Raw genomic sequence first — 17,273 nt, 5'->3', positions numbered from 1 at the left:
GCGAGGCTTACCGCACCCGCAGCAGCATGTGCTTCTTGCGGCCGAAGGAGAGCTTCACGGCGCCGTCGGCGTTGAGGTCGGCTTCCGAAAGCGTCGCGCGCTCGTCGGACACCGCGACGTCGTTGACGCGCAGGCCGCCGCCCTTCACCTGTCGGCGGGCTTCGCCGGTGGAGGGCACCAGCCCGGCCTTGACGAAAGCCGACAGAACCCCGAGGCCGGCAGAGAGTTCGGCCTTTTCGATCTCGAAGGAGGGCAGCGTCTCGGCCGCGCCGCCTTCCTCGAAGGTGCGGCGCGCGGTCTCGGCCGCCTGCTCTGCCTTGTCGCGGCCATGCATCAAAGCGGTGGCCTCGGTGGCCAGCACCTTCTTGGCCTCGTTGATCTCGGCCCCGCCCAGCGCCACCAGGCGGGCGATCTCGGTGAGAGGCAGGGTGGTGTAGAGCTTCAGGAAACGGCCGACGTCGGCGTCCTCGGTGTTGCGCCAGAACTGCCAGTAGTCATAGGCGGAGAGCTGCTCCTCGTTGAGCCAAACCGCGCCGGAGGCGGTCTTGCCCATCTTGGCGCCGGAGGACGTCGTGAGCAGCGGGCAGGTGAGGGCGTAGAGCTGCCCCGTGCCCATCCGGCGGCCGAGATCGATGCCGGTGACGATGTTGCCCCACTGGTCGGAGCCGCCCATCTGCAGGTTCACGCCGGCGCGGCGGTTGAGCTCGACGAAGTCGTAGCCCTGCAGGCACATGTAGTTGAACTCGATGAAGGAGAGCTCCTGCTCCCGCTCCAGGCGCATGCGCACCGAATCCATCGACAGCATGCGGTTGACCGAGAAGTGCCGGCCGACATCGCGCAGGAAGTCGATGTAGTTGAGCTTGGTCAGCCACTCGGCGTTGTCGATCATCACGGCGTCGGTCTTGCCCTCGCCAAACTGGAGGAAGCGCGCAAACACGCGCTTGATGCCGTCCTTGTTGGCCTCGATCTGCTCGGGCGTCAGCAGCTTGCGCGTCTCGTCGCGCCCCGAGGGATCGCCGACGCGGGTGGTGCCGCCGCCCATCAGCGGGATCGGCTTGTTGCCGCTCTGCTGCAGCCAGTGCAGCATCATGATCGAGATCAGGCTGCCGACATGCAGCGACGGCGCCGTGCAGTCATAACCCACATAGGCCGTAACCTCGCCCTTGGCGGCCAGCGCATCCAGCCCCGCAAAGTCGGAGCACTGGTGCACGTAGCCGCGCTCCAGAAGGGTGCGCAGGAACTCGGACTGGGGCTTGAATTCGTCGGACATGGGCAAACCTCTCGCGGGCGGAGGTTTAGGGGGAGAGGCGAGGGGACGCAAGGCGGGGAGCATCTGGCGTGGGCCGTCGCTCATTGGGACCCCGCCGCGTCATTGCGAGCCGGAGGCGAAGCAATCCAGCCTGACTGTCGGGCCTTGAGGCTGGATTGCTTCGCCTCCGGCTCGCAATGACGGCGAGGCTCGGTCGATGTGAGGCCCAGAGGCCTCACCCCTCCTTCGGGCCGAGGCGCTTGTCGAGATAGGTGCCCACAACGCCCATCAGGTCTTCTGTCTTGTTCTCGAAGAAGTGGTTGGCGCCTTCCACGGTCTGGTGCTCGATCTGAATGCCCTTCTGGGTCTTCACCTTCTCGATCACGCTCATCACGTCCTTGATCGGCGCGACGCGGTCCTGCGAGCCGTGGACGAAGAGGCCTGAGGACGGGCAGGGGGCCAGGAACGAGAAGTCGAAGCGGTTGGCCGGGGCCGCGATGGAGATGAAGCCCTCGATCTCGGGGCGGCGCATCAGGAGCTGCATGCCGATCCAGGCGCCGAACGAGATGCCGGCGATCCAGCAGGCGCGGGCCTCGGGGTTGATCGCCTGGGCCCAATCGAGCGCCGCGGCGGCGTCCGAGAGTTCGCCCTGGCCATGGTCGAAGGAGCCCTGGCTGCGGCCGACGCCCCGGAAGTTGAAGCGCAGGGCCGAGAAGCCGCGCTCCACAAAGCCGTAATACAGCGCGTAGACGATCTGGTTGTTCATCGTGCCGCCGAATTGCGGATGCGGGTGCAGCACGATGGCGATTGGGGCGCCCTTGGTCTTCGACGGGTGGTAGCGGCCTTCGATGCGGCCGGCGGGACCGTTGAAGATGACCTCAGGCATGGGCTTCGACCTCTGCTTTGAACGCGGAACGGGGCCGCAGCTCGGGCGCGTCTGGCGCGCCGCCTCGGCTTGACTCCGAGGCGCTGTCGGCCCACAATTCTGTTAGAATAATTCTAACAGTGGAACAAAGGTGAACGGAGTTCGTCCGTTCCACCCACCCCACTGTGGGAGGCCGCTTGTAGCACAAGCGCCGGGGGCGGTTGCAAGCCTTTGCTGCCGCTTACAGATGGCGTTTGGGCGGCTGTTGGACAAGGTCTGTTCCACGATGGCGCTGAGCGGGCGCAGCTATCTCGACCACAACGCGACCTCGGAGCTTCGGCCCGAGGCGCGCGACGCCATGGTCGCGGCGCTGGCGGCCGGCGGCAACGCCTCGTCGGTACATGCCGAAGGGCGGGCCGCGCGCGGGCGCATCGAGTCCGCCCGCGAAGAGATCGCGGCTCTGGTGGGCGCTTCGGCCCGCAACGTCGTGTTCACGAGCGGGGGCACCGAGGCCAACGCTCTGGCGCTGGCGCCGCGTTTCGATCGTTGCGGCGAAAAGTTGACTCTCGACCGGCTGCTGGTGAGCGCCATCGAGCATCCCTGCGTGCTGGACGGCGCGCGGTTTCCGGCGGACCGAATCGAGCGCATCCCCGTGCTGGCGAGCGGCGTGGTCGACCTCGCCTGGCTGGAGCGCCGTCTGGCGCAGGCTTCGGCGACCGGCGAGCGCGCGATGGTGTCGCTGCAGGCCGCCAACAACGAGACTGGCGTGATCCAGCCCGTGCGGGCCGCAGCCGATCTCGCGCATGCGGCCGGCGGCGTGCTCCATTGCGACGCCGTGCAGGCCGTCGGCAAGGTCGCCTTCTCGGTGGGCGAGAGCGGGGCCGACCTCGTTGCTCTTTCGGCCCACAAAATTGGCGGGCCCCAGGGCGTCGGCGCCCTCGTGATGGGCGGTGGGCTGCAGATCGCCGAGCGCATGCTGCGCGGCGGCGGGCAGGAGCGCGGCGCCCGCTCGGGCACCGAGAATGGTCCCGGCGTGGCGGGCTTCGGCGCCGCAGCGTGGGCCGTGCGGGAGGCCGGAGCGGCCGAACGCGAGCGGGTCCTCGGATTGCGCGACAGGTTGGAGGCCGAGCTGATCGCGCTGGCGCCCGAGGCCGTGATCTTCGGGGCCGCGGCAGAGCGCCTGCCCAACACCACGCTCGTGTCGTTGAACGGCCTCAGGGCCGAGACGGCCCTGATCGCGCTGGATCTCGCGGGCGTGGCCGTGTCGTCCGGCTCGGCCTGCTCGTCCGGCAAGGTGAAGCGCTCGCACGTGCTCGACGCCATGGGGGTCGAGCCTGATCTCGCCGCCGGCGCGATCCGCATCAGTTTCGGCTGGAATTCCCGGGAAGACGATGTGATCCGCTTCGTCGGGGCCTTCGCAAACCTCAAAGAAACCCTACATCAGAGGCTGGGACGCGCAGCCGCCTGAACAGAATCCCCCGCCAACCGCCCGGCCCTTGAAGCCGTCGAGGTAAGGAGACGCCAATGCCTGCCGTGCAGGAAACCGTCGAGCAGGTCCGCTCGATCGACGTGGACCAGTACAAGTACGGTTTCATCACCGACATCGAGATGGACAAGGCCCCCAAGGGCCTGAACGAGGATATCGTCCGCTTCATCTCGGCCAAGAAGGGCGACCCGGCCTGGATGACCGAGTGGCGTCTCGACGCCTATCGGCGCTGGCTGACCATGCAGGAGCCCACCTGGGCGCGCGTCGAATATCCGAAGATCGACTTCAACGACCTCTACTACTACGCGGCTCCCAAGACCAAGGTGGGCCCGATGTCGCTGGACGAGATCGATCCGGCCATCCTGGAGACCTACAAGAAGCTCGGCATCCCGCTGCGGGAGCAGGAGATTCTGGCGGGCGTGCAGACCTCCAAGGTCGCGGTGGACGCTGTGTTCGACAGCGTCTCGGTGGTGACCACCTTCAAGGACGAGCTGCGCAAGGCCGGTGTGATCTTCTGCTCGATCTCGGAAGCCATCCGGGAGCACCCGGACCTGGTGCGCCAGTATCTCGGCACCGTGGTGCCGGTGACGGACAATTTCTACGCGACGCTGAACTCCGCCGTGTTCACGGACGGGTCGTTCGTCTACGTGCCGCCGGGCGTGCGCTGCCCGATGGAGCTCTCGACCTATTTCCGCATCAACGAGAAGGATACGGGCCAGTTCGAGCGCACGCTGATCATCGCCGACAAGGGCTCCTATGTGAGCTACCTGGAAGGCTGCACGGCGCCGCAGCGCGACGAGAACCAGCTGCATGCGGCCGTTGTGGAGCTGATCGCGCTCGACGACGCTGAGATCAAGTACTCGACCGTCCAGAACTGGTACCCGGGCGACGCCCAGGGAAAGGGCGGCGTCTACAACTTCGTGACCAAGCGCGGCGATTGCCGCGGCGCGAACTCGAAGATCTCGTGGACGCAGGTCGAGACAGGCTCGGCCATCACCTGGAAGTACCCGTCCTGCATCCTGCGCGGCGACAATTCGCGCGGCGAGTTTTACTCGATCGCGGTGTCGAACGGCTACCAGCAGGTCGACAGCGGCACCAAGATGATCCATCTCGGCAAGAACACGTCGAGCCGCATCATCTCCAAGGGCATCTCGGCCGGGCGCTCGCAGAACACCTATCGGGGGCTCGTTTCGGCGCACCGCAAGGCGACCGGCGCGCGGAACTTCACCAACTGCGACTCGCTGCTGATCGGCGACCAGTGCGGTGCGCACACGGTGCCGTATATCGAGTCCAAGAACGCCAGCGCGATCTTCGAGCACGAGGCCACCACCTCGAAGATTTCCGAGGACCAGCTCTTCTACTGCCTGCAGCGCGGGCTGTCGGCCGAGGAGGCGACGGCCCTCATCGTGAACGGCTTCGTCAAGGACGTTCTGCAGCAGCTCCCCATGGAGTTCGCCGTGGAGGCGCAGAAGCTGATCTCGATCTCGCTGGAAGGCTCGGTCGGCTGATCCTTTCAGGCCTGGCCGGGCTCAGGGCCCGGCCGCCCACGACTTCCGCATCGCGCGTCGAAGTCGGCATGACGAACACGAATTTCAGGAACTGAACCATGCTCGAAATCCGCAACCTGCACGTCCAGATCGAGGACAAGAAGATCCTCAACGGTCTCACCCTCACCGTCCACGACGGCGAGGTGGCCGCCATCATGGGGCCGAACGGCTCCGGCAAGTCGACGCTGAGCTACGTCATCGCCGGCAAGGACGACTACGAGGTCCTGGACGGTGAAATCCTGCTGAACGGCGAGAACCTGCTGGACATGGAGCCGGACGCCCGCGCGGCCGCCGGCGTGTTCTTGGCCTTCCAGTACCCGCTCGAGATCCCGGGCGTCGCCACGATGACGTTCCTGAAGGCCGCCCTGAACGCCCAGCGCAAGGCGCGCGGCGACGACGAGCTGTCGACGCCCGACTTCATGAAGCGAGTCCGCGCCGGCGCCGAACGCCTTCACATTCCTCAGGATATGCTGAAGCGCGCGCTGAATGTCGGCTTCTCGGGCGGCGAGAAGAAGCGCATGGAGATCCTCCAGATGGCGCTGCTGGAGCCGACCTTCTGCATCCTCGACGAGACCGATTCGGGCCTCGACATCGACGCGCTGAAGATCGCGGCGGACGGCGTCAATGCGCTGCGCGACCCCAAGCGCTCGTTTCTGGTGATCACCCACTACCAGCGCCTCCTCAACTACATCGTGCCCGACACCGTGCACGTGATGTCGTCCGGCCAGGTGGTGAAGTCCGGCGGCAAGGAGCTCGCGCTGGAGCTCGAAGCCAATGGCTACGCCGATTACCGCTCGCAGGCGGCTTGAGGCGCAGATGGTTGACCTGACCCCCAACGTCACCCCGATGCGGACGGCCGCCGAGAACCAGCTTCTCGCGCTGTTTCCTTCCGTGAAGGCGCGCCTGCCCGGCGCATCTGCCGAGCGCCAGCAGGCCTATGACGCCTTCGTGCAGAGCGGTCTGCCGCACCGGCGCGTCGAGGCCTGGAAATATACCGACCTACGGGCCGTGCTGCGCGAGGCCGCGCCGCTGGCGGATGTTCCCTCCGCGGCCCTGCTCGGCGAGGTCCGCGCCAAGCCGTCGCCCTTCGCGGGGCTCGGCCCGAGCCTCGTGATCGTGGACGGCGTGTTCGAGCCGTCCTTGTCGGATCTGGACGCACTGCCGGCCGGCGTCGAGGCGCTCGGGCTTGCGGGCGCGCTGGGGGCGGCGCAGCCCGTCGCCAATCTTGGCGAGGCCGCGGTGGCGGACGACGCCGTGCTGGCGCTCAACGCGGCGTTCATGACCGATGGCGTGGTGCTGCGCGTTGCGGCCGGCAATAAGGTCGACACGCCCGTGTTCGTGCGCTTCGTGCGCATCGGCGCGGAGCCGCGCTCCACCTATACGCGCGTGCTGGTCGTCGTCGGGGAGGGCGCGAGCCTCACTCTGGGCGAGAGCCGCGAGGGACCGGCGGGCGTCGCTCACCAGGACAACGCCGTGCTGGAGATCGTGGCGGGCGACCGCGCGACCGTGTCGCATGTGGTGTTGAACACCCAGGGCAAGGGATCGATCGACCTCTCCACCGTGGGCGTGAAGCTCGGCGCGGAGTGCCTGTTCAACACTTTCGCGCTTGCCACCGCGCCGGCGCTGTCGCGGCGGCAGATCTTTGTCCATTTCGCGGGCGAGAACTCCAAGATCTCGCTGAACGGCGGCGCGCTGCTGAACGGCCGCCAGCACGCCGACACGACGCTGGTGGTGAACCACGCCGTGCCGCATTGCGAGAGCCGTGAGCTCTACAAGCACGTGCTGGACGGTGAATCGACGGGCGTGTTCCAGGGCAAGATCATCGTGCAGCCTTATGCGCAAAAGACGGACGGCCAGATGATGAGCCAGGCCGTGCTGCTCGGCGACAACGCCACGATGAACAACAAGCCCGAGCTCGAGATCTTCGCCGACGACGTGGTCTGCGCCCACGGGGCGACCTGCGGGCAGCTCGACGACGACCTCCTGTTCTATCTGCGCGCTCGCGGGCTGCCGAAGCCTGACGCCGAAGCGCTGATGCTGCAGGCCTTTGTCGGCCAGGCGCTCGAGACGATCGAGGACGAGAGCATCCGCGGCGTGCTGGAAGGCGTCGTCGAGGGCTGGCTCAAGGCGCGCATGTAAGGCGCACGCGCCTCAGCCCTCCCCTCGAGGGGAGGGCCGCCGGCTCCCGGCGGAGGGACGGTGTCGCCGGAACAACAAGGCAGGGTCATGCGCGCTCTCCCGGGCGCGGGTCACCCCCTCCGGATCGCTTCGCGATCCGACCTCCTGCGCAAGGGAGGTGGGCGGCGCTGCCGCCCGACGGCAGGCAGGATGCAACGACGATGACCGACGCTTCCACACGGCCTTTCGACCTCGCGGCGATCCGGGCGGACTTCCCGATCCTGTCCAAGCAGGTCTACGGCAAACCGCTCGTTTATCTCGACAACGCCGCCTCGGCGCAGAAGCCCCGGCAGGTCATCGACCGCATGGTGCACGCCTATGAGCACGAATACGCCAACGTGCATCGCGGCCTGCATTACCTCGCCAATGCGGCCACGGAAGCCTTCGAGGACGCGCGCGAGAAGGTGCGCGGCTTCCTGAACGCCGGCTCGACCGACGAGATCATCTTCACGCGCTCGGCCACGGAGGCGATCAACCTCGTGGCGTCCAGCTTCGGCCAGCTCGCGGTCGGGGAGGGCGACGAGATCGTAATCTCGATCATGGAGCACCACTCCAACATCGTTCCCTGGCACTTCCTGCGCGAGCGCAAGGGCGCAGTGCTGCGGTTCTCGCCCGTGGACGATGACGGCAATTTCCTGCTCGACGAATTCGAGAAGCTGCTGACGGATCGCACCCGCATCGTGGCGATCACCCACATGTCCAACATGCTGGGCACGATCACGCCGATCCGGGAGATCATCCGCCTCGCCCATGCGCGCGGCATTCCGGTGATGGTGGACGGCAGCCAGGGCGCGGTGCACCTGCCGGTGGACGTTCAGGCGCTGGATGCGGACTTCTATGTGTTCACGGGCCACAAGGTCTATGGGCCGACCGGCATCGGCGTGCTTTACGGCAAGCGTGAGTGGCTGGAGAAGCTCCCGCCATTCAACGGCGGCGGCGAGATGATCAAGGACGTCACCGAGGCCGGCGTGACGTATGGCGACCCGCCGCACCGCTTCGAGGCCGGCACGCCGCCGATCGTGCAGGCGATCGGGCTCGGCGCCGCGGTGGACTACATGATGTCGATCGGCCGCGACGCCATCCTGAAGCAGGAGAACACGCTGCGCGACTACGCGCTGGAGCGGCTCGGGGCGATGAACTCGCTGCGCATCTTCGGCCACGCGCGCGAACGCGGCGCGATCGTGTCGTTCGAGCTCAAGGGCGCGCACGCGCATGACGTCGCGACCGTGATCGATCGCTCAGGCGTCGCCGTGCGGGCCGGCACTCACTGCACGCAGCCGCTGTTGGCGCGCTACGGCGTCACGTCGACCTGCCGCGCGTCGTTTGCGTTCTACAACACCGTCGAGGAAGTCGACCGGCTTGCCGAGGCCCTGCAAAAGGCCGAAGCTCTGTTTGGCTGAATGAAAGCGCACCCGCGATGAATGATGTTTCCCCCAACACGCCGGCCATCGATCTGCCGTCGGCGCTGCCGCCGGAGGAGATCGACCGCCTCACCGACGCCATCGTGGCGGCGCTGAAGACAGTGTACGACCCCGAGATCCCGGCCGACATCTACGAGCTCGGCCTGATCTACAAGGTCGACGTGGATGACGACCGCAATGTCGCGATCGACATGACGCTGACCGCGCCGGGCTGCCCGGTGGCGGGCGAGATGCCTGGTTGGGTCGAGAACGCCGTCGCGTCGGTGCCCGGCGTCCAGGCCGTGAAGGTCGCGATGGTGTTCGATCCGCCATGGGACCAGAGCCGGATGTCGGACGAGGCGCGCGTCGCGCTCGACATGTGGTGAGCGCAAATGCATGCAAAGCAATTGCGCCGCGCCACTTTGAATGCGGCGCGGCAAACGCTACATTAGGAACTGATATTCGATCCTGCCCGGGCCTTGAACCCGGCCGCCAGGGAGAACGCACATAATGGGAATGCTTCCCAAGTTTAAGGTGATGTCGCTGACGGATGCGGCGGCGTCGCGCGTCAAGGACATCATGGCCAACTCCGACACGCCGCTGGTCGGCGTTCGTGTCGGCGTACGCAACGGCGGCTGCGCCGGCATGTCCTACACGATGGAATACGCCGATAGCGTCAAGCCGGGCGACGAAGTCATCGAGGACAAGGGCGTCACCGTCCTGGTCGACCCGAAGGCCGTGCTGTTCCTGCTCGGAACCGTGATGGATTTCCGCAGCACCAAGCTCGCCTCGCAGTTCGTGTTCGAGAATCCAAACCAGACCTCCGCCTGCGGATGCGGCGAGTCGGTTGCGCTGACGCCGGCCTCGCCCGAGCAGGCCGCCGCCGCCGCGCACTAGCGGCGGCCGCGGGTTGGACAGACGCGACGTCGAGGATCTGTTCGCTCCTGCGGGGAATTTCGACGTGCGCCGCATGTTCGGCGGGCTCGGCGTATTCGACGAGGGCCTGATGATCGCGCTCGTCGCGCAAGGCGTCGTCTATCTCAAGGTCGACGCCGAGACCGCGCCGCTGTTTGAAGCCGCCGGGCTCGAGCCGTTCAGCTACGTCGCGAAGGGCCAGCCCAAGGCGCTTGGATACCGGCGCATCCCGGAAGCGGCGTTCGACGATCCCGACATCCTGCTCGAGTGGACCGGCCTCGCTCGTGAGGCCGCACGGCGCGCGGCGCTGCGCAGGGCGCCAAAAAGCAAAAGGCCCCGCAAGGGGCCTTGATCGCTTCCTGGTCGATTGATCCGGTCAGGCGACGTCCGAGAAAGCGTCGATCGTCTCGTCTTCGCACACCGTCTTGTTCCGGCCGGTGCGCTTGGCGTGCAGCAGGCACTTGTCGGCGCGCTCGATCAACATCATGGCGTTGTCGCCGGCCATGAAGCTGGCGACGCCGATCGACACCGTGATGCGGCCCAGCGCCTCGCCGGTGGACCGCTTCACGAGCTCGCGGCCCATCACGGTCTGGCGGATGCGTTCGGCGACGATCTCGCCGGATTTCAGGGACGACTGCGGCAACACCACCGCGAATTCCTCGCCGCCAAAGCGCGCCGCCGTATCGGTGGGCCGCACCGCGCCCTTGATCGACATGGCCACAAGCCGCAGCACCTGGTCGCCGGTGAGGTGGCCCCAGTTGTCGTTGAAGTCCTTGAACTTGTCGACGTCGATCATCAGCAGGGCCAGCGGCTCGCCGCTGAGCGCCGCATGGTCGATGGCCTGGATCAGCGTGGCATCGAGATGCTTGCGGTTGGCCAGCGTCGTCAACGGGTCGGTGAGGTTCTCGGTGCGGATCGATTCCAGAGCTTGGCGCAGGTCCTGAACCTCGCCGCGCGTCTCCTTGAGCCGCGACTCCAGCGCGCGATTGGCCGAGGCCGTTTCGCGCGTGGCCGCCACGAGCCGGCTCACCGCATTGCGGATCAGCTCCAGATCCACGCCCGGGGCGAGGTCCTTGGAGATCTCCTGAAGGCTGTCGCCGTAGCGTGTCGTCGACCCGAGGGCGTCGTCGAGGGTGCCCATCACCGAGTCGATCTCGGCGAGGACGCCGAGGCTGGCCTTTTCGGCCTGCGCCGCCATGCGGTTGGGCGAGAGATACTGGTCGTAAAGACGGTCGATCGCGGCCGGCTCGAGCCGCGGCGTTTCGGTCAGCTCCGCCGTGAGAGCGCGGCTGAGGGGCCGGTTACGACCCGCAAGATGAGTGAACCAGACTTCGTAGGCGCGCGGTTCCGGAGACGGACCGTGCACCTCGATCTGACGCATGGTTTCCCCGGCCAGCCGTGTGGCTGGAGCGTCATCGGGGCCCGACGCAACCATGAAGTCACTCCCATCTTCGATGGGCGTTAAGGTTGCACAAGCCCGATTAAAGGATTGCTAAAAGCGAAGGCCCCGATGCAAAGAACTCAGCGCTTCACTGATCGAAGCAGGAAAGACGGCACGTGGTCGCCCAGGCCGACGACCGGCGCGTCGTCCGGATCGGGCCGGCGCGGCGGACGCTGAGGCCGCTCCTGGCGCGCTTCGCCCGGCGGCTGGCGGTCCCGCCGGGGCGGCCTCGCCTCGGCCGGGGCGCGCTCCCGCTCGGGCGCACGCTCGCGCGCGGGGCGAGCCTCGCGCTCTGGCGCGGCTTCACGGTCAGGCGCGGCGTCACGCTCGGGGGCGGCTTCACGCTGGGGCGACCTGGAGCGCTCGCGGCGCGGCTGCGCCTCGGCGGCGGCAGGGCTGCTCTCCTCACGACGCGGACAATCCGAGCGCTCGGACCGGTCGCGCCCTGCGGGGCGGCGTCCACCCGGACGACGGCGGCGCTCACCCTCGCCATCGCCGGCGGCCGGCATCTCGCCCTGCCACTCGATGGTGGCGCCGATCATGTGCTCGATCGCGGCGAGATTTTTCTTGTCCTCGCCGGTCACGATCGAGATCGCGACGCCGCTCTTGCCGGCGCGGCCGGTGCGGCCGATCCGGTGAACGTAATCCTCGGCATGGTGCGGCACGTCGTAGTTGAAGACGTGGCTCACATCCGGGATGTCGAGGCCGCGGGCCGCGACGTCGCTGGCGACCAGAAGCTGGATCGAGCCGTTCCGGAACGAGTCCAGCGCCGCCATGCGGGCGCGCTGGTCTAGATCGCCATGCAGCGCCGTGACGCTGAAGCCGTGCTTCTCAAGAGACTTGTACACCGTCTGCACGTCGCGCTTGCGGTTGCAGAAGATGATCGCGTTCTTGAAGTCGGGTTGCTGCCGGATGAGCTGGCGCAACACGTCGCGCTTGTCGTGGGGCTCGGGGCCGGAACCCACCAGCCGCTGCGTGATCGTGCTGGCCGTGGAGGCCTGGCGCGCCACTTCGATCTTGGCCGGGTTATGCAGGAAGGTTTCGGTGAGCCGCTGGATCTCGGGCGGCATAGTGGCCGAGAAGAACAGCGTCTGCCGGGTGAACGGCACCATGCGGCAGATGCGCTCGATGTCCGGAATGAAGCCCATGTCGAGCATGCGGTCGGCTTCGTCGATCACCAGGATCTCGATGCCGGTAAGCAGCAGCTTGCCGCGCTCGAAATGGTCGAGCAGGCGGCCGGGCGTGGCGATCAGCACGTCCACGCCGCGCATGATCTTGGCGTCCTGGTCGCCGAACGACATGCCGCCGATCAGCAGCGCCACGTTGAGGCGCTGGTTCGCGCCATATTTCACGAAGGCTTCCTCGACCTGCGCGGCGAGTTCGCGCGTCGGCTCGAGGATCAGCGTCCGGGGCATGCGCGCCCGGGCGCGGCCCTGTTCCAGCATGGTCAGCATGGGCAGCGTGAACGCCGCCGTCTTGCCGGTGCCGGTTTGGGCGATGCCGAGCACGTCACGGCGCGCCAGGGCATGCGGAATGGCCTCCGCCTGAATAGGCGTAGGGGTGGTGTAGCCGGAAGCCGTAACGGCTTCGAGCACCTTGTCACTAAGGCCGAGATCAGAAAAATTCATTCTTCAGGCCGCCTCACGGCGCGGCGATCGACGCAGTTGCGCGTTGATGGGGAACGGCGCGACAGATGCGTCGAAGCCAAGTCGCAGGCCGTCCCGCAAAGGATGAGGCGATACATAGAGCTATTTCGAATCGAGTCAATTCGGTAATCGTCCGCGCCCCTCCCCAGGGGGCCAGAAAGATCAAGGACCCGCCTGCACATGACCACCCCCCTGGTCTTCATTCCCGGCCTGAATTGCACCCCGGCGTTGTTTGCCCCCCAGGCCGCTCGCCTCCGCGAGGAGCGCCTGGTGATCTTCGCCGACACCACGCAGGACGCCACCATTTCGGCCATGGCGGGCCGGCTGTTGGCCGACGCGCCGGCGCGTTTCGCGCTCGCGGGCTTGTCCATGGGGGGCTACGTGGCGCTGGAGCTGCTGCGGCTCGCACCCCACCGGGTGGCCGGCGTGGCGCTGATGGACACCAATGCGCGACCTGACTCCGAAGAGGCGGTGCAACGCCGGCTGCAACTGATTGAAATGGCCGAGACCGGCGCCTTCGAGGATGTCCATCCCGCGCTCTGGCCGAGGCTCGTTCATCCGGACCACCTCGGCGACGCGGCCCTGGAGGCGACTGTCAGGGAAATGATGCTGGAGGTGGGCCCGACGGCCTTCATGCGCCAGCAGCGGGCCATCATCGGCCGCATGGATTCACGCCCTTTCCTGAAGAGCGTGACGCAGCCTGCGTTGGTGCTGGTAGGCGAGCAGGACGCGATCACGCCTCTCGTCCAGGCCGAGGAGATGCACGGGCTGCTGCCCGAAGCCGAGCTGGTGGTGGTTCCCCAGTCTGGCCACCTCAGCAGCCTCGAGCAGCCGGAGCGCGTCTATGACGCGTTGGCGGCCTGGCTGGCGCGGATCCCGGAGGAGGACGTTCCGCATGGTCGCGCGCCGGATGCCGCCATGGTGGGAGCCGGCTAGCTCTTGCGCGCGCCCGTGCAAGGATCGAGGATGATCGAGGCGTTGCGCGGCACCGAGCCGGTCGTGAGCGGGTCGAGCACCGATTTTAGCCCCGCGATCGACTGTTTCACGGGCGCAGCCCGGGCGACCTGAATGGGCGCGGTGGCGTTGTTGGCGAAGTACTGAACGGCTCCGATCGAGGCTGCGGTGAGAACGGCGGCCCCCAGGAGCGTCGCCCCAAACAGCCGGCCCCCTGATTCTCCAAACATCGCAAAAGCCCCCTGCGCGCGCCCAACGGCGCGCGAGGGATTTTTACGCCCGCATGGTTAACCAAGCGTTGCCGCGGCGGGTCACTCCGGCAGCATGCGGCGCAGCACGCCGTCGCGGCGGATAAAATGGTGCCACAGGGCTGCCGCCGCATGGACGGCCGCCAGCCCGACCAGCGCATAGGCGGCAAGCTCATGCGCTTCCTTCATCGGGCGCGCCACGGCGCGATTGGCCGCCAGCGGGGAGGGGATCTGGAACAGGTAGAAATCGATGCCGCGACCGCGAAAGAAGATCACGGCGACGCCGATGAGGGGGACGGCCAGCATCAGCGCCCAAAGCCCGACATGGCCCCACCGCGACGTGACGTCGATGAACCGCCCCAGCGTGGGATCCGCAGCTGGCAGCTTGTGGCGAAAGCGCCAGGCGAGGCGGGCGGCGTAGAGCGCGAGGATCAGCGTTCCCAGCACCATGTGGAGATTAACGTAGGTCTGCTCCATGGCGCGCGGCAGCACGTCCACGGTGAGCCCCATCAGGAAAACGACCAGGATCAGCGCGGCCATCGTCCAGTGAAAGAACCGCGACAGCGCGTCGTAGGATTGCGGGTTCGGATAAGTCCCCATGATCGCCTCTTTGTGCTCGAACCCAGGCTCGCGCGGGGGAGAGCCGGCCTGACGCTGTGGGTATAGCCGGCCCGGATTGGCTTAAACGTGGCGGCGACGTGACATTCTCGTAAGGAGAGGCAGGGCGAGGCTAGAAGCCAACCCAACCCGAAACGCCCTGCGCGCTCAGATATCCACCAACTCGGTCGCGAAGGCGGCCCGTTCCTGGATGAACGCGAAGCGCGCCTCCGGCTTGTTGCCCATCAGGCGCTCCACGGCGTCGGAGGTGTCGGGCCGGTCTTCGGACACGACGCGCACCTGCAGGAGCGTGCGGCGCGCCGGATCCATCGTGGTCTCCTTGAGCTGCGCGGGCATCATCTCGCCGAGACCCTTGAAGCGGCCGACCTCGACATTCGCCTTGCCCTTGAAGGCCGTGCGCAGCAGCTCGGCCTTGTGGGCGTCGTCGCGGGCGTAGACGGTCTTGCCGCCATGCGTGAGCCGGTAGAGCGGCGGCACCGCCAGGTAAAGGTGGCCGTTGTCGATCAGGCGCGGCGTGAGCCGGTAGAAGAAGGTGATCAGCAGCGAGGCGATGTGGGCGCCGTCCACGTCGGCGTCCGTCATGATCACGACCTTCTCGTAGCGAAGGTCCTCGTCCTTGAAATGCGCGCCGGAGCCGCAGCCGAGCGCCTGGATGAGGTCGGAAAGCTGCTGGTTCTGCGAGAGCTTGTCGCGCGTGGCGTTGGCGACGTTCAGGATCTTGCCACGCAGCGGCAGCACGGCCTGGGTCTTGCGGTCGCGCGCCTGCTTGGCCGAGCCGCCGGCCGAGTCGCCCTCGACGATGAAGATCTCGGAGCCCGCCGCCCCCGCGGCCGTGCAGTCCGCGAGCTTGCCCGGCAGGCGCAACTTGCGCACCGGGGTCTTGCGCAGGATCTCCTTTTCGGCGCGCCGGCGGATGCGCTCCTCGGCGCGCTCCACTGACCAGTCGAGCAGCTTGGTGGCCTGCGCTGGCGCGGCCGCGAGCCAGTGGTCGAAAGCGTCCCGCACGACGTTCTCGACGATGCGCGAGGCTTCCAGCGTGGCGAGCTTGTCCTTGGTCTGGCCCTGGAATTCAGGCTCGCGGATGAACACCGACAGCATGGCGGCGCAGGACAGCATCACGTCGTCGGTCGTGAGCGTGGCGGCCCGCTTGCCCTGATTGATGCGCTCGGCGTGATCTTTCAGCGCTCGCAGCAACGCGATGCGCAGGCCGGACTCGTGCGTGCCGCCCTCCGGCGTCGGAATGGTGTTGCAGTAGGAGTTGACGAAGCCGTCCTCGCCCGGTCCAAGCCAACTCACGGCCCATTCGAGCGAGCCATGGCCGCCGGGCTTCTCCACCTTGCCGGCGAAGATCTGCTCCGTGACGGTGGTCTTGCCCTCGATCTCGCGGGCCAGATAATCCTTCAGGCCGGCAGGGAAGCGGAACACCGCCTCCGGCGGCACCTTGTCGGTTCCGTCCAGCAGCGCGGGCGCGCAGGACCAGCGGATCTCGACGCCGCCGAACAGGTAGGCCTTCGAGCGCGCCATCTTGAACAGGCGCCTGGGCGAGAAGCGCGCCTCCTCGCCGAAGATCTGCGCGTCCGGGTGGAAGCTGATCCGGGTGCCGCGGCGGTTACGGACTTCGCCGACCTTCTCGATCGGTCCCATCGCGTGGCCGCGTGAGAACACCTGCCGGTACAACACCTGACCGCGCGCCACCTCGACCTCGAGCCGGTCCGACAGCGCGTTTACCACCGAGATGCCGACGCCATGCAGGCCGCCCGACGTCTCGTAGACCTTGGAGTCGAATTTGCCGCCGGCGTGCAGCGTCGTCATGATCACTTCGAGCGCCGACTTGCCGGGAAACTTGGGATGCGGGTCGATCGGGATGCCGCGGCCGTTGTCGGTGACCGTGAGCGTGCCGTCCTCCGCGAGCGTGACCTCGATATAGGTGGCGTGGCCGGCGACGGCCTCGTCCATGCAGTTGTCGATCACCTCGGCGAAGAGGTGGTGATAGGCCTTCTCGTCGGTGCCTCCGATATACATGCCGGGGCGCCGGCGCACCGGCTCCAGACCCTCCAGCACTTCGATCGAGGCGGCCGTGTACCCGGCTTCGCCGGGCGTGCCCTGCGTCGGCACGGCGGCCAACTCGGTCTTGCGAACGGCCTTCCCGGCGGCTTTGCCGACAACAGGCGCCGCCTCAGGCCCGGCGTCGCCGTCGGGGAGCTTGCGCGCCGCGCCGCCGCCGAAAAGATCGCCTGTGTTCGCCATGCCGCTTCCGCCGCCTCACGCTGATTCGCTCTGCCCCTAGTATGGCACGCGGATGGGCGCCAGCGGAACGGACCGGAAACGTCCGTCCACCGCGATCGTCCTGTCATCCTGGTGTTAACCAAGGCTGGTTAGGCTCGATCCCATGATCAAGACCGCGCCTCTCCGTTCCGTATCCCTCGACCATGTCGCCGCCGTGGCGGGAGCCGCCTTTGCGTTCGACGAGCACGCAGCCGCGGCGGAAGCCCGGCGCAAGCCCAGGCCGGACCAGCGCTGGATCGCCATGGGCGCCGCCGCTGTTGTGGTCGGGTTCGCGGGCTGGGTCGCGAGGCAGCTCGGCGCCTGATCGGCGGTGCCGCTGGCGTTGGGCGAAGTGGTCGCGACGCCCTCCCGTCACTGCGAGCGCAGCGAAGCAATCCAGAGGTTGGGCGTAGGGCTGAGCTGCGCCCGCTTCATGCCCGGCGCCTGGATTGCTTCGCTGC

Annotated in this window: 17 protein-coding genes; 10 read left to right on the top strand and 7 right to left on the bottom strand. The window is 67.3% G+C overall.

Annotated features, from left to right (window positions below; translation table 11 throughout):
• Positions 1-7: 7 nt before the first annotated feature.
• Together tyrS and AC1DSZ_RS03365 are read right to left on the bottom strand one after the other, a co-directional pair.
• Positions 8-1,270, bottom strand: a complete 1,263-nt coding sequence (gene tyrS / locus AC1DSZ_RS03370) for a tyrosine--tRNA ligase (protein WP_476836964.1) — start codon at positions 1,268-1,270, stop codon at positions 8-10.
• Positions 1,271-1,484: 214 nt separating this feature from the next.
• Positions 1,485-2,135 carry an alpha/beta hydrolase gene (locus tag AC1DSZ_RS03365; RefSeq protein ID WP_476836963.1) on the bottom strand — a complete coding sequence of 217 codons (651 nt, stop codon included), beginning with the start codon at positions 2,133-2,135 and terminating at the stop codon, positions 1,485-1,487.
• A 244-nt stretch (positions 2,136-2,379) separates the two neighbouring features.
• Between AC1DSZ_RS03365 and AC1DSZ_RS03360 the strand changes: the two genes are divergently transcribed.
• The 8 genes from AC1DSZ_RS03360 to AC1DSZ_RS03325 all read left to right on the top strand — a co-directional run bounded on the left by AC1DSZ_RS03360 (position 2,380) and on the right by AC1DSZ_RS03325 (position 9,992).
• Positions 2,380-3,582: a cysteine desulfurase family protein gene (locus tag AC1DSZ_RS03360; protein WP_476836962.1), complete on the top strand. Its 1,203-nt coding sequence runs from the start codon at positions 2,380-2,382 to the stop codon at positions 3,580-3,582.
• 56 nt (positions 3,583-3,638) lie between these two features.
• Positions 3,639-5,108 (top strand): Fe-S cluster assembly protein SufB, encoded by a 1,470-nt coding sequence (gene sufB / locus AC1DSZ_RS03355; protein WP_476836961.1) that lies wholly within the window; start codon positions 3,639-3,641, stop codon positions 5,106-5,108.
• A 98-nt stretch (positions 5,109-5,206) separates the two neighbouring features.
• Positions 5,207-5,956, top strand: a complete 750-nt coding sequence (sufC, locus tag AC1DSZ_RS03350; RefSeq protein WP_476836960.1) for a Fe-S cluster assembly ATPase SufC — start codon at positions 5,207-5,209, stop codon at positions 5,954-5,956.
• Between the two features lie 7 nt (positions 5,957-5,963).
• Entirely contained in the window at positions 5,964-7,286 is a 1,323-nt protein-coding gene (sufD, locus tag AC1DSZ_RS03345) for a Fe-S cluster assembly protein SufD (RefSeq protein WP_476836959.1), read from the top strand.
• Positions 7,287-7,486: 200 nt separating this feature from the next.
• Positions 7,487-8,725: a cysteine desulfurase gene (locus tag AC1DSZ_RS03340; protein ID WP_476836958.1), complete on the top strand. Its 1,239-nt coding sequence runs from the start codon at positions 7,487-7,489 to the stop codon at positions 8,723-8,725.
• Between the two features lie 17 nt (positions 8,726-8,742).
• Positions 8,743-9,111: an SUF system Fe-S cluster assembly protein gene (locus AC1DSZ_RS03335; protein ID WP_188518295.1), complete on the top strand. Its 369-nt coding sequence runs from the start codon at positions 8,743-8,745 to the stop codon at positions 9,109-9,111.
• Positions 9,112-9,241: 130 nt separating this feature from the next.
• The gene (locus tag AC1DSZ_RS03330; RefSeq protein ID WP_476836957.1) at positions 9,242-9,622 is read left to right on the top strand and encodes a HesB/IscA family protein; all 381 of its coding nucleotides are present in this window, start codon (positions 9,242-9,244) and stop codon (positions 9,620-9,622) included.
• Between the two features lie 13 nt (positions 9,623-9,635).
• Entirely contained in the window at positions 9,636-9,992 is a 357-nt protein-coding gene (locus AC1DSZ_RS03325; protein WP_476836956.1) for a TfoX/Sxy family protein, read from the top strand.
• Positions 9,993-10,016: 24 nt separating this feature from the next.
• Here AC1DSZ_RS03325 and AC1DSZ_RS03320 read toward each other — a convergent pair whose 3' ends face one another.
• Positions 10,017-11,021 carry a GGDEF domain-containing protein gene (locus AC1DSZ_RS03320; protein WP_476836955.1) on the bottom strand — a complete coding sequence of 335 codons (1,005 nt, stop codon included), beginning with the start codon at positions 11,019-11,021 and terminating at the stop codon, positions 10,017-10,019.
• A 140-nt stretch (positions 11,022-11,161) separates the two neighbouring features.
• Complete coding sequence (locus AC1DSZ_RS03315) at positions 11,162-12,709, bottom strand: DEAD/DEAH box helicase (protein ID WP_476836954.1); 1,548 nt, start codon at positions 12,707-12,709, stop codon at positions 11,162-11,164.
• Between the two features lie 198 nt (positions 12,710-12,907).
• Here AC1DSZ_RS03315 and AC1DSZ_RS03310 point away from each other — a divergent pair, with 198 nt between their 5' ends.
• The gene (locus AC1DSZ_RS03310; RefSeq protein ID WP_476836953.1) at positions 12,908-13,663 is read left to right on the top strand and encodes an alpha/beta fold hydrolase; all 756 of its coding nucleotides are present in this window, start codon (positions 12,908-12,910) and stop codon (positions 13,661-13,663) included.
• On the opposite strand, the gene AC1DSZ_RS03305 is transcribed toward AC1DSZ_RS03310, so the two are convergent.
• The 3 genes from AC1DSZ_RS03305 to parE all read right to left on the bottom strand — a co-directional run bounded on the left by AC1DSZ_RS03305 (position 13,660) and on the right by parE (position 16,794).
• Complete coding sequence (locus AC1DSZ_RS03305) at positions 13,660-13,911, bottom strand: hypothetical protein (protein ID WP_476836952.1); 252 nt, start codon at positions 13,909-13,911, stop codon at positions 13,660-13,662. The two genes, AC1DSZ_RS03310 and AC1DSZ_RS03305, sit on opposite strands and share 4 nt — an antisense overlap.
• 81 nt (positions 13,912-13,992) lie before the next feature.
• Positions 13,993-14,529, bottom strand: coding sequence for a cytochrome b (locus AC1DSZ_RS03300; RefSeq protein WP_476836951.1), 537 nt, complete (start codon positions 14,527-14,529; stop codon positions 13,993-13,995).
• A 165-nt stretch (positions 14,530-14,694) separates the two neighbouring features.
• On the bottom strand, positions 14,695-16,794 hold the full coding sequence (gene parE / locus AC1DSZ_RS03295; RefSeq protein WP_476836950.1) for a DNA topoisomerase IV subunit B: 2,100 nt from the start codon (positions 16,792-16,794) through the stop codon (positions 14,695-14,697).
• Between the two features lie 142 nt (positions 16,795-16,936).
• Between parE and AC1DSZ_RS03290 the strand changes: the two genes are divergently transcribed.
• Entirely contained in the window at positions 16,937-17,137 is a 201-nt protein-coding gene (locus AC1DSZ_RS03290; RefSeq protein ID WP_476836949.1) for a hypothetical protein, read from the top strand.
• Positions 17,138-17,273 lie beyond the last annotated feature (136 nt).

The sequence above is a fragment of the Alsobacter sp. P4_H11 genome (assembly GCF_056400925.1).
The sequence above is the reverse complement of the archived record's forward strand: the minus strand, read 5'-3'. Positions and strand labels throughout refer to the sequence as shown.

Excerpts from the sequence above, each read along its gene's own strand:
- AC1DSZ_RS03335 (WP_188518295.1), top strand. The coding sequence starts at position 8,743 with ATGAATGATGTTTCCCCCAACACGCCGGCCATCGATCTGCCGTCGGCG.
- AC1DSZ_RS03340 (WP_476836958.1), top strand. The coding sequence starts at position 7,487 with ATGACCGACGCTTCCACACGGCCTTTCGACCTCGCGGCGATCCGGGCG.
- AC1DSZ_RS03305 (WP_476836952.1), bottom strand. The coding sequence starts at position 13,911 with ATGTTTGGAGAATCAGGGGGCCGGCTGTTTGGGGCGACGCTCCTGGGG.
- tyrS (WP_476836964.1), bottom strand. The coding sequence starts at position 1,270 with ATGTCCGACGAATTCAAGCCCCAGTCCGAGTTCCTGCGCACCCTTCTG.
- AC1DSZ_RS03365 (WP_476836963.1), bottom strand. The coding sequence starts at position 2,135 with ATGCCTGAGGTCATCTTCAACGGTCCCGCCGGCCGCATCGAAGGCCGC.
- AC1DSZ_RS03310 (WP_476836953.1), top strand. The coding sequence starts at position 12,908 with ATGACCACCCCCCTGGTCTTCATTCCCGGCCTGAATTGCACCCCGGCG.
- sufD (WP_476836959.1), top strand. The coding sequence starts at position 5,964 with ATGGTTGACCTGACCCCCAACGTCACCCCGATGCGGACGGCCGCCGAG.
- sufC (WP_476836960.1), top strand. The coding sequence starts at position 5,207 with ATGCTCGAAATCCGCAACCTGCACGTCCAGATCGAGGACAAGAAGATC.
- AC1DSZ_RS03330 (WP_476836957.1), top strand. The coding sequence starts at position 9,242 with ATGCTTCCCAAGTTTAAGGTGATGTCGCTGACGGATGCGGCGGCGTCG.
- sufB (WP_476836961.1), top strand. The coding sequence starts at position 3,639 with ATGCCTGCCGTGCAGGAAACCGTCGAGCAGGTCCGCTCGATCGACGTG.
- AC1DSZ_RS03315 (WP_476836954.1), bottom strand. The coding sequence starts at position 12,709 with ATGAATTTTTCTGATCTCGGCCTTAGTGACAAGGTGCTCGAAGCCGTT.
- AC1DSZ_RS03320 (WP_476836955.1), bottom strand. The coding sequence starts at position 11,021 with ATGCGTCAGATCGAGGTGCACGGTCCGTCTCCGGAACCGCGCGCCTAC.
- parE (WP_476836950.1), bottom strand. The coding sequence starts at position 16,794 with ATGGCGAACACAGGCGATCTTTTCGGCGGCGGCGCGGCGCGCAAGCTC.
- AC1DSZ_RS03290 (WP_476836949.1), top strand. The coding sequence starts at position 16,937 with ATGATCAAGACCGCGCCTCTCCGTTCCGTATCCCTCGACCATGTCGCC.
- AC1DSZ_RS03300 (WP_476836951.1), bottom strand. The coding sequence starts at position 14,529 with ATGGGGACTTATCCGAACCCGCAATCCTACGACGCGCTGTCGCGGTTC.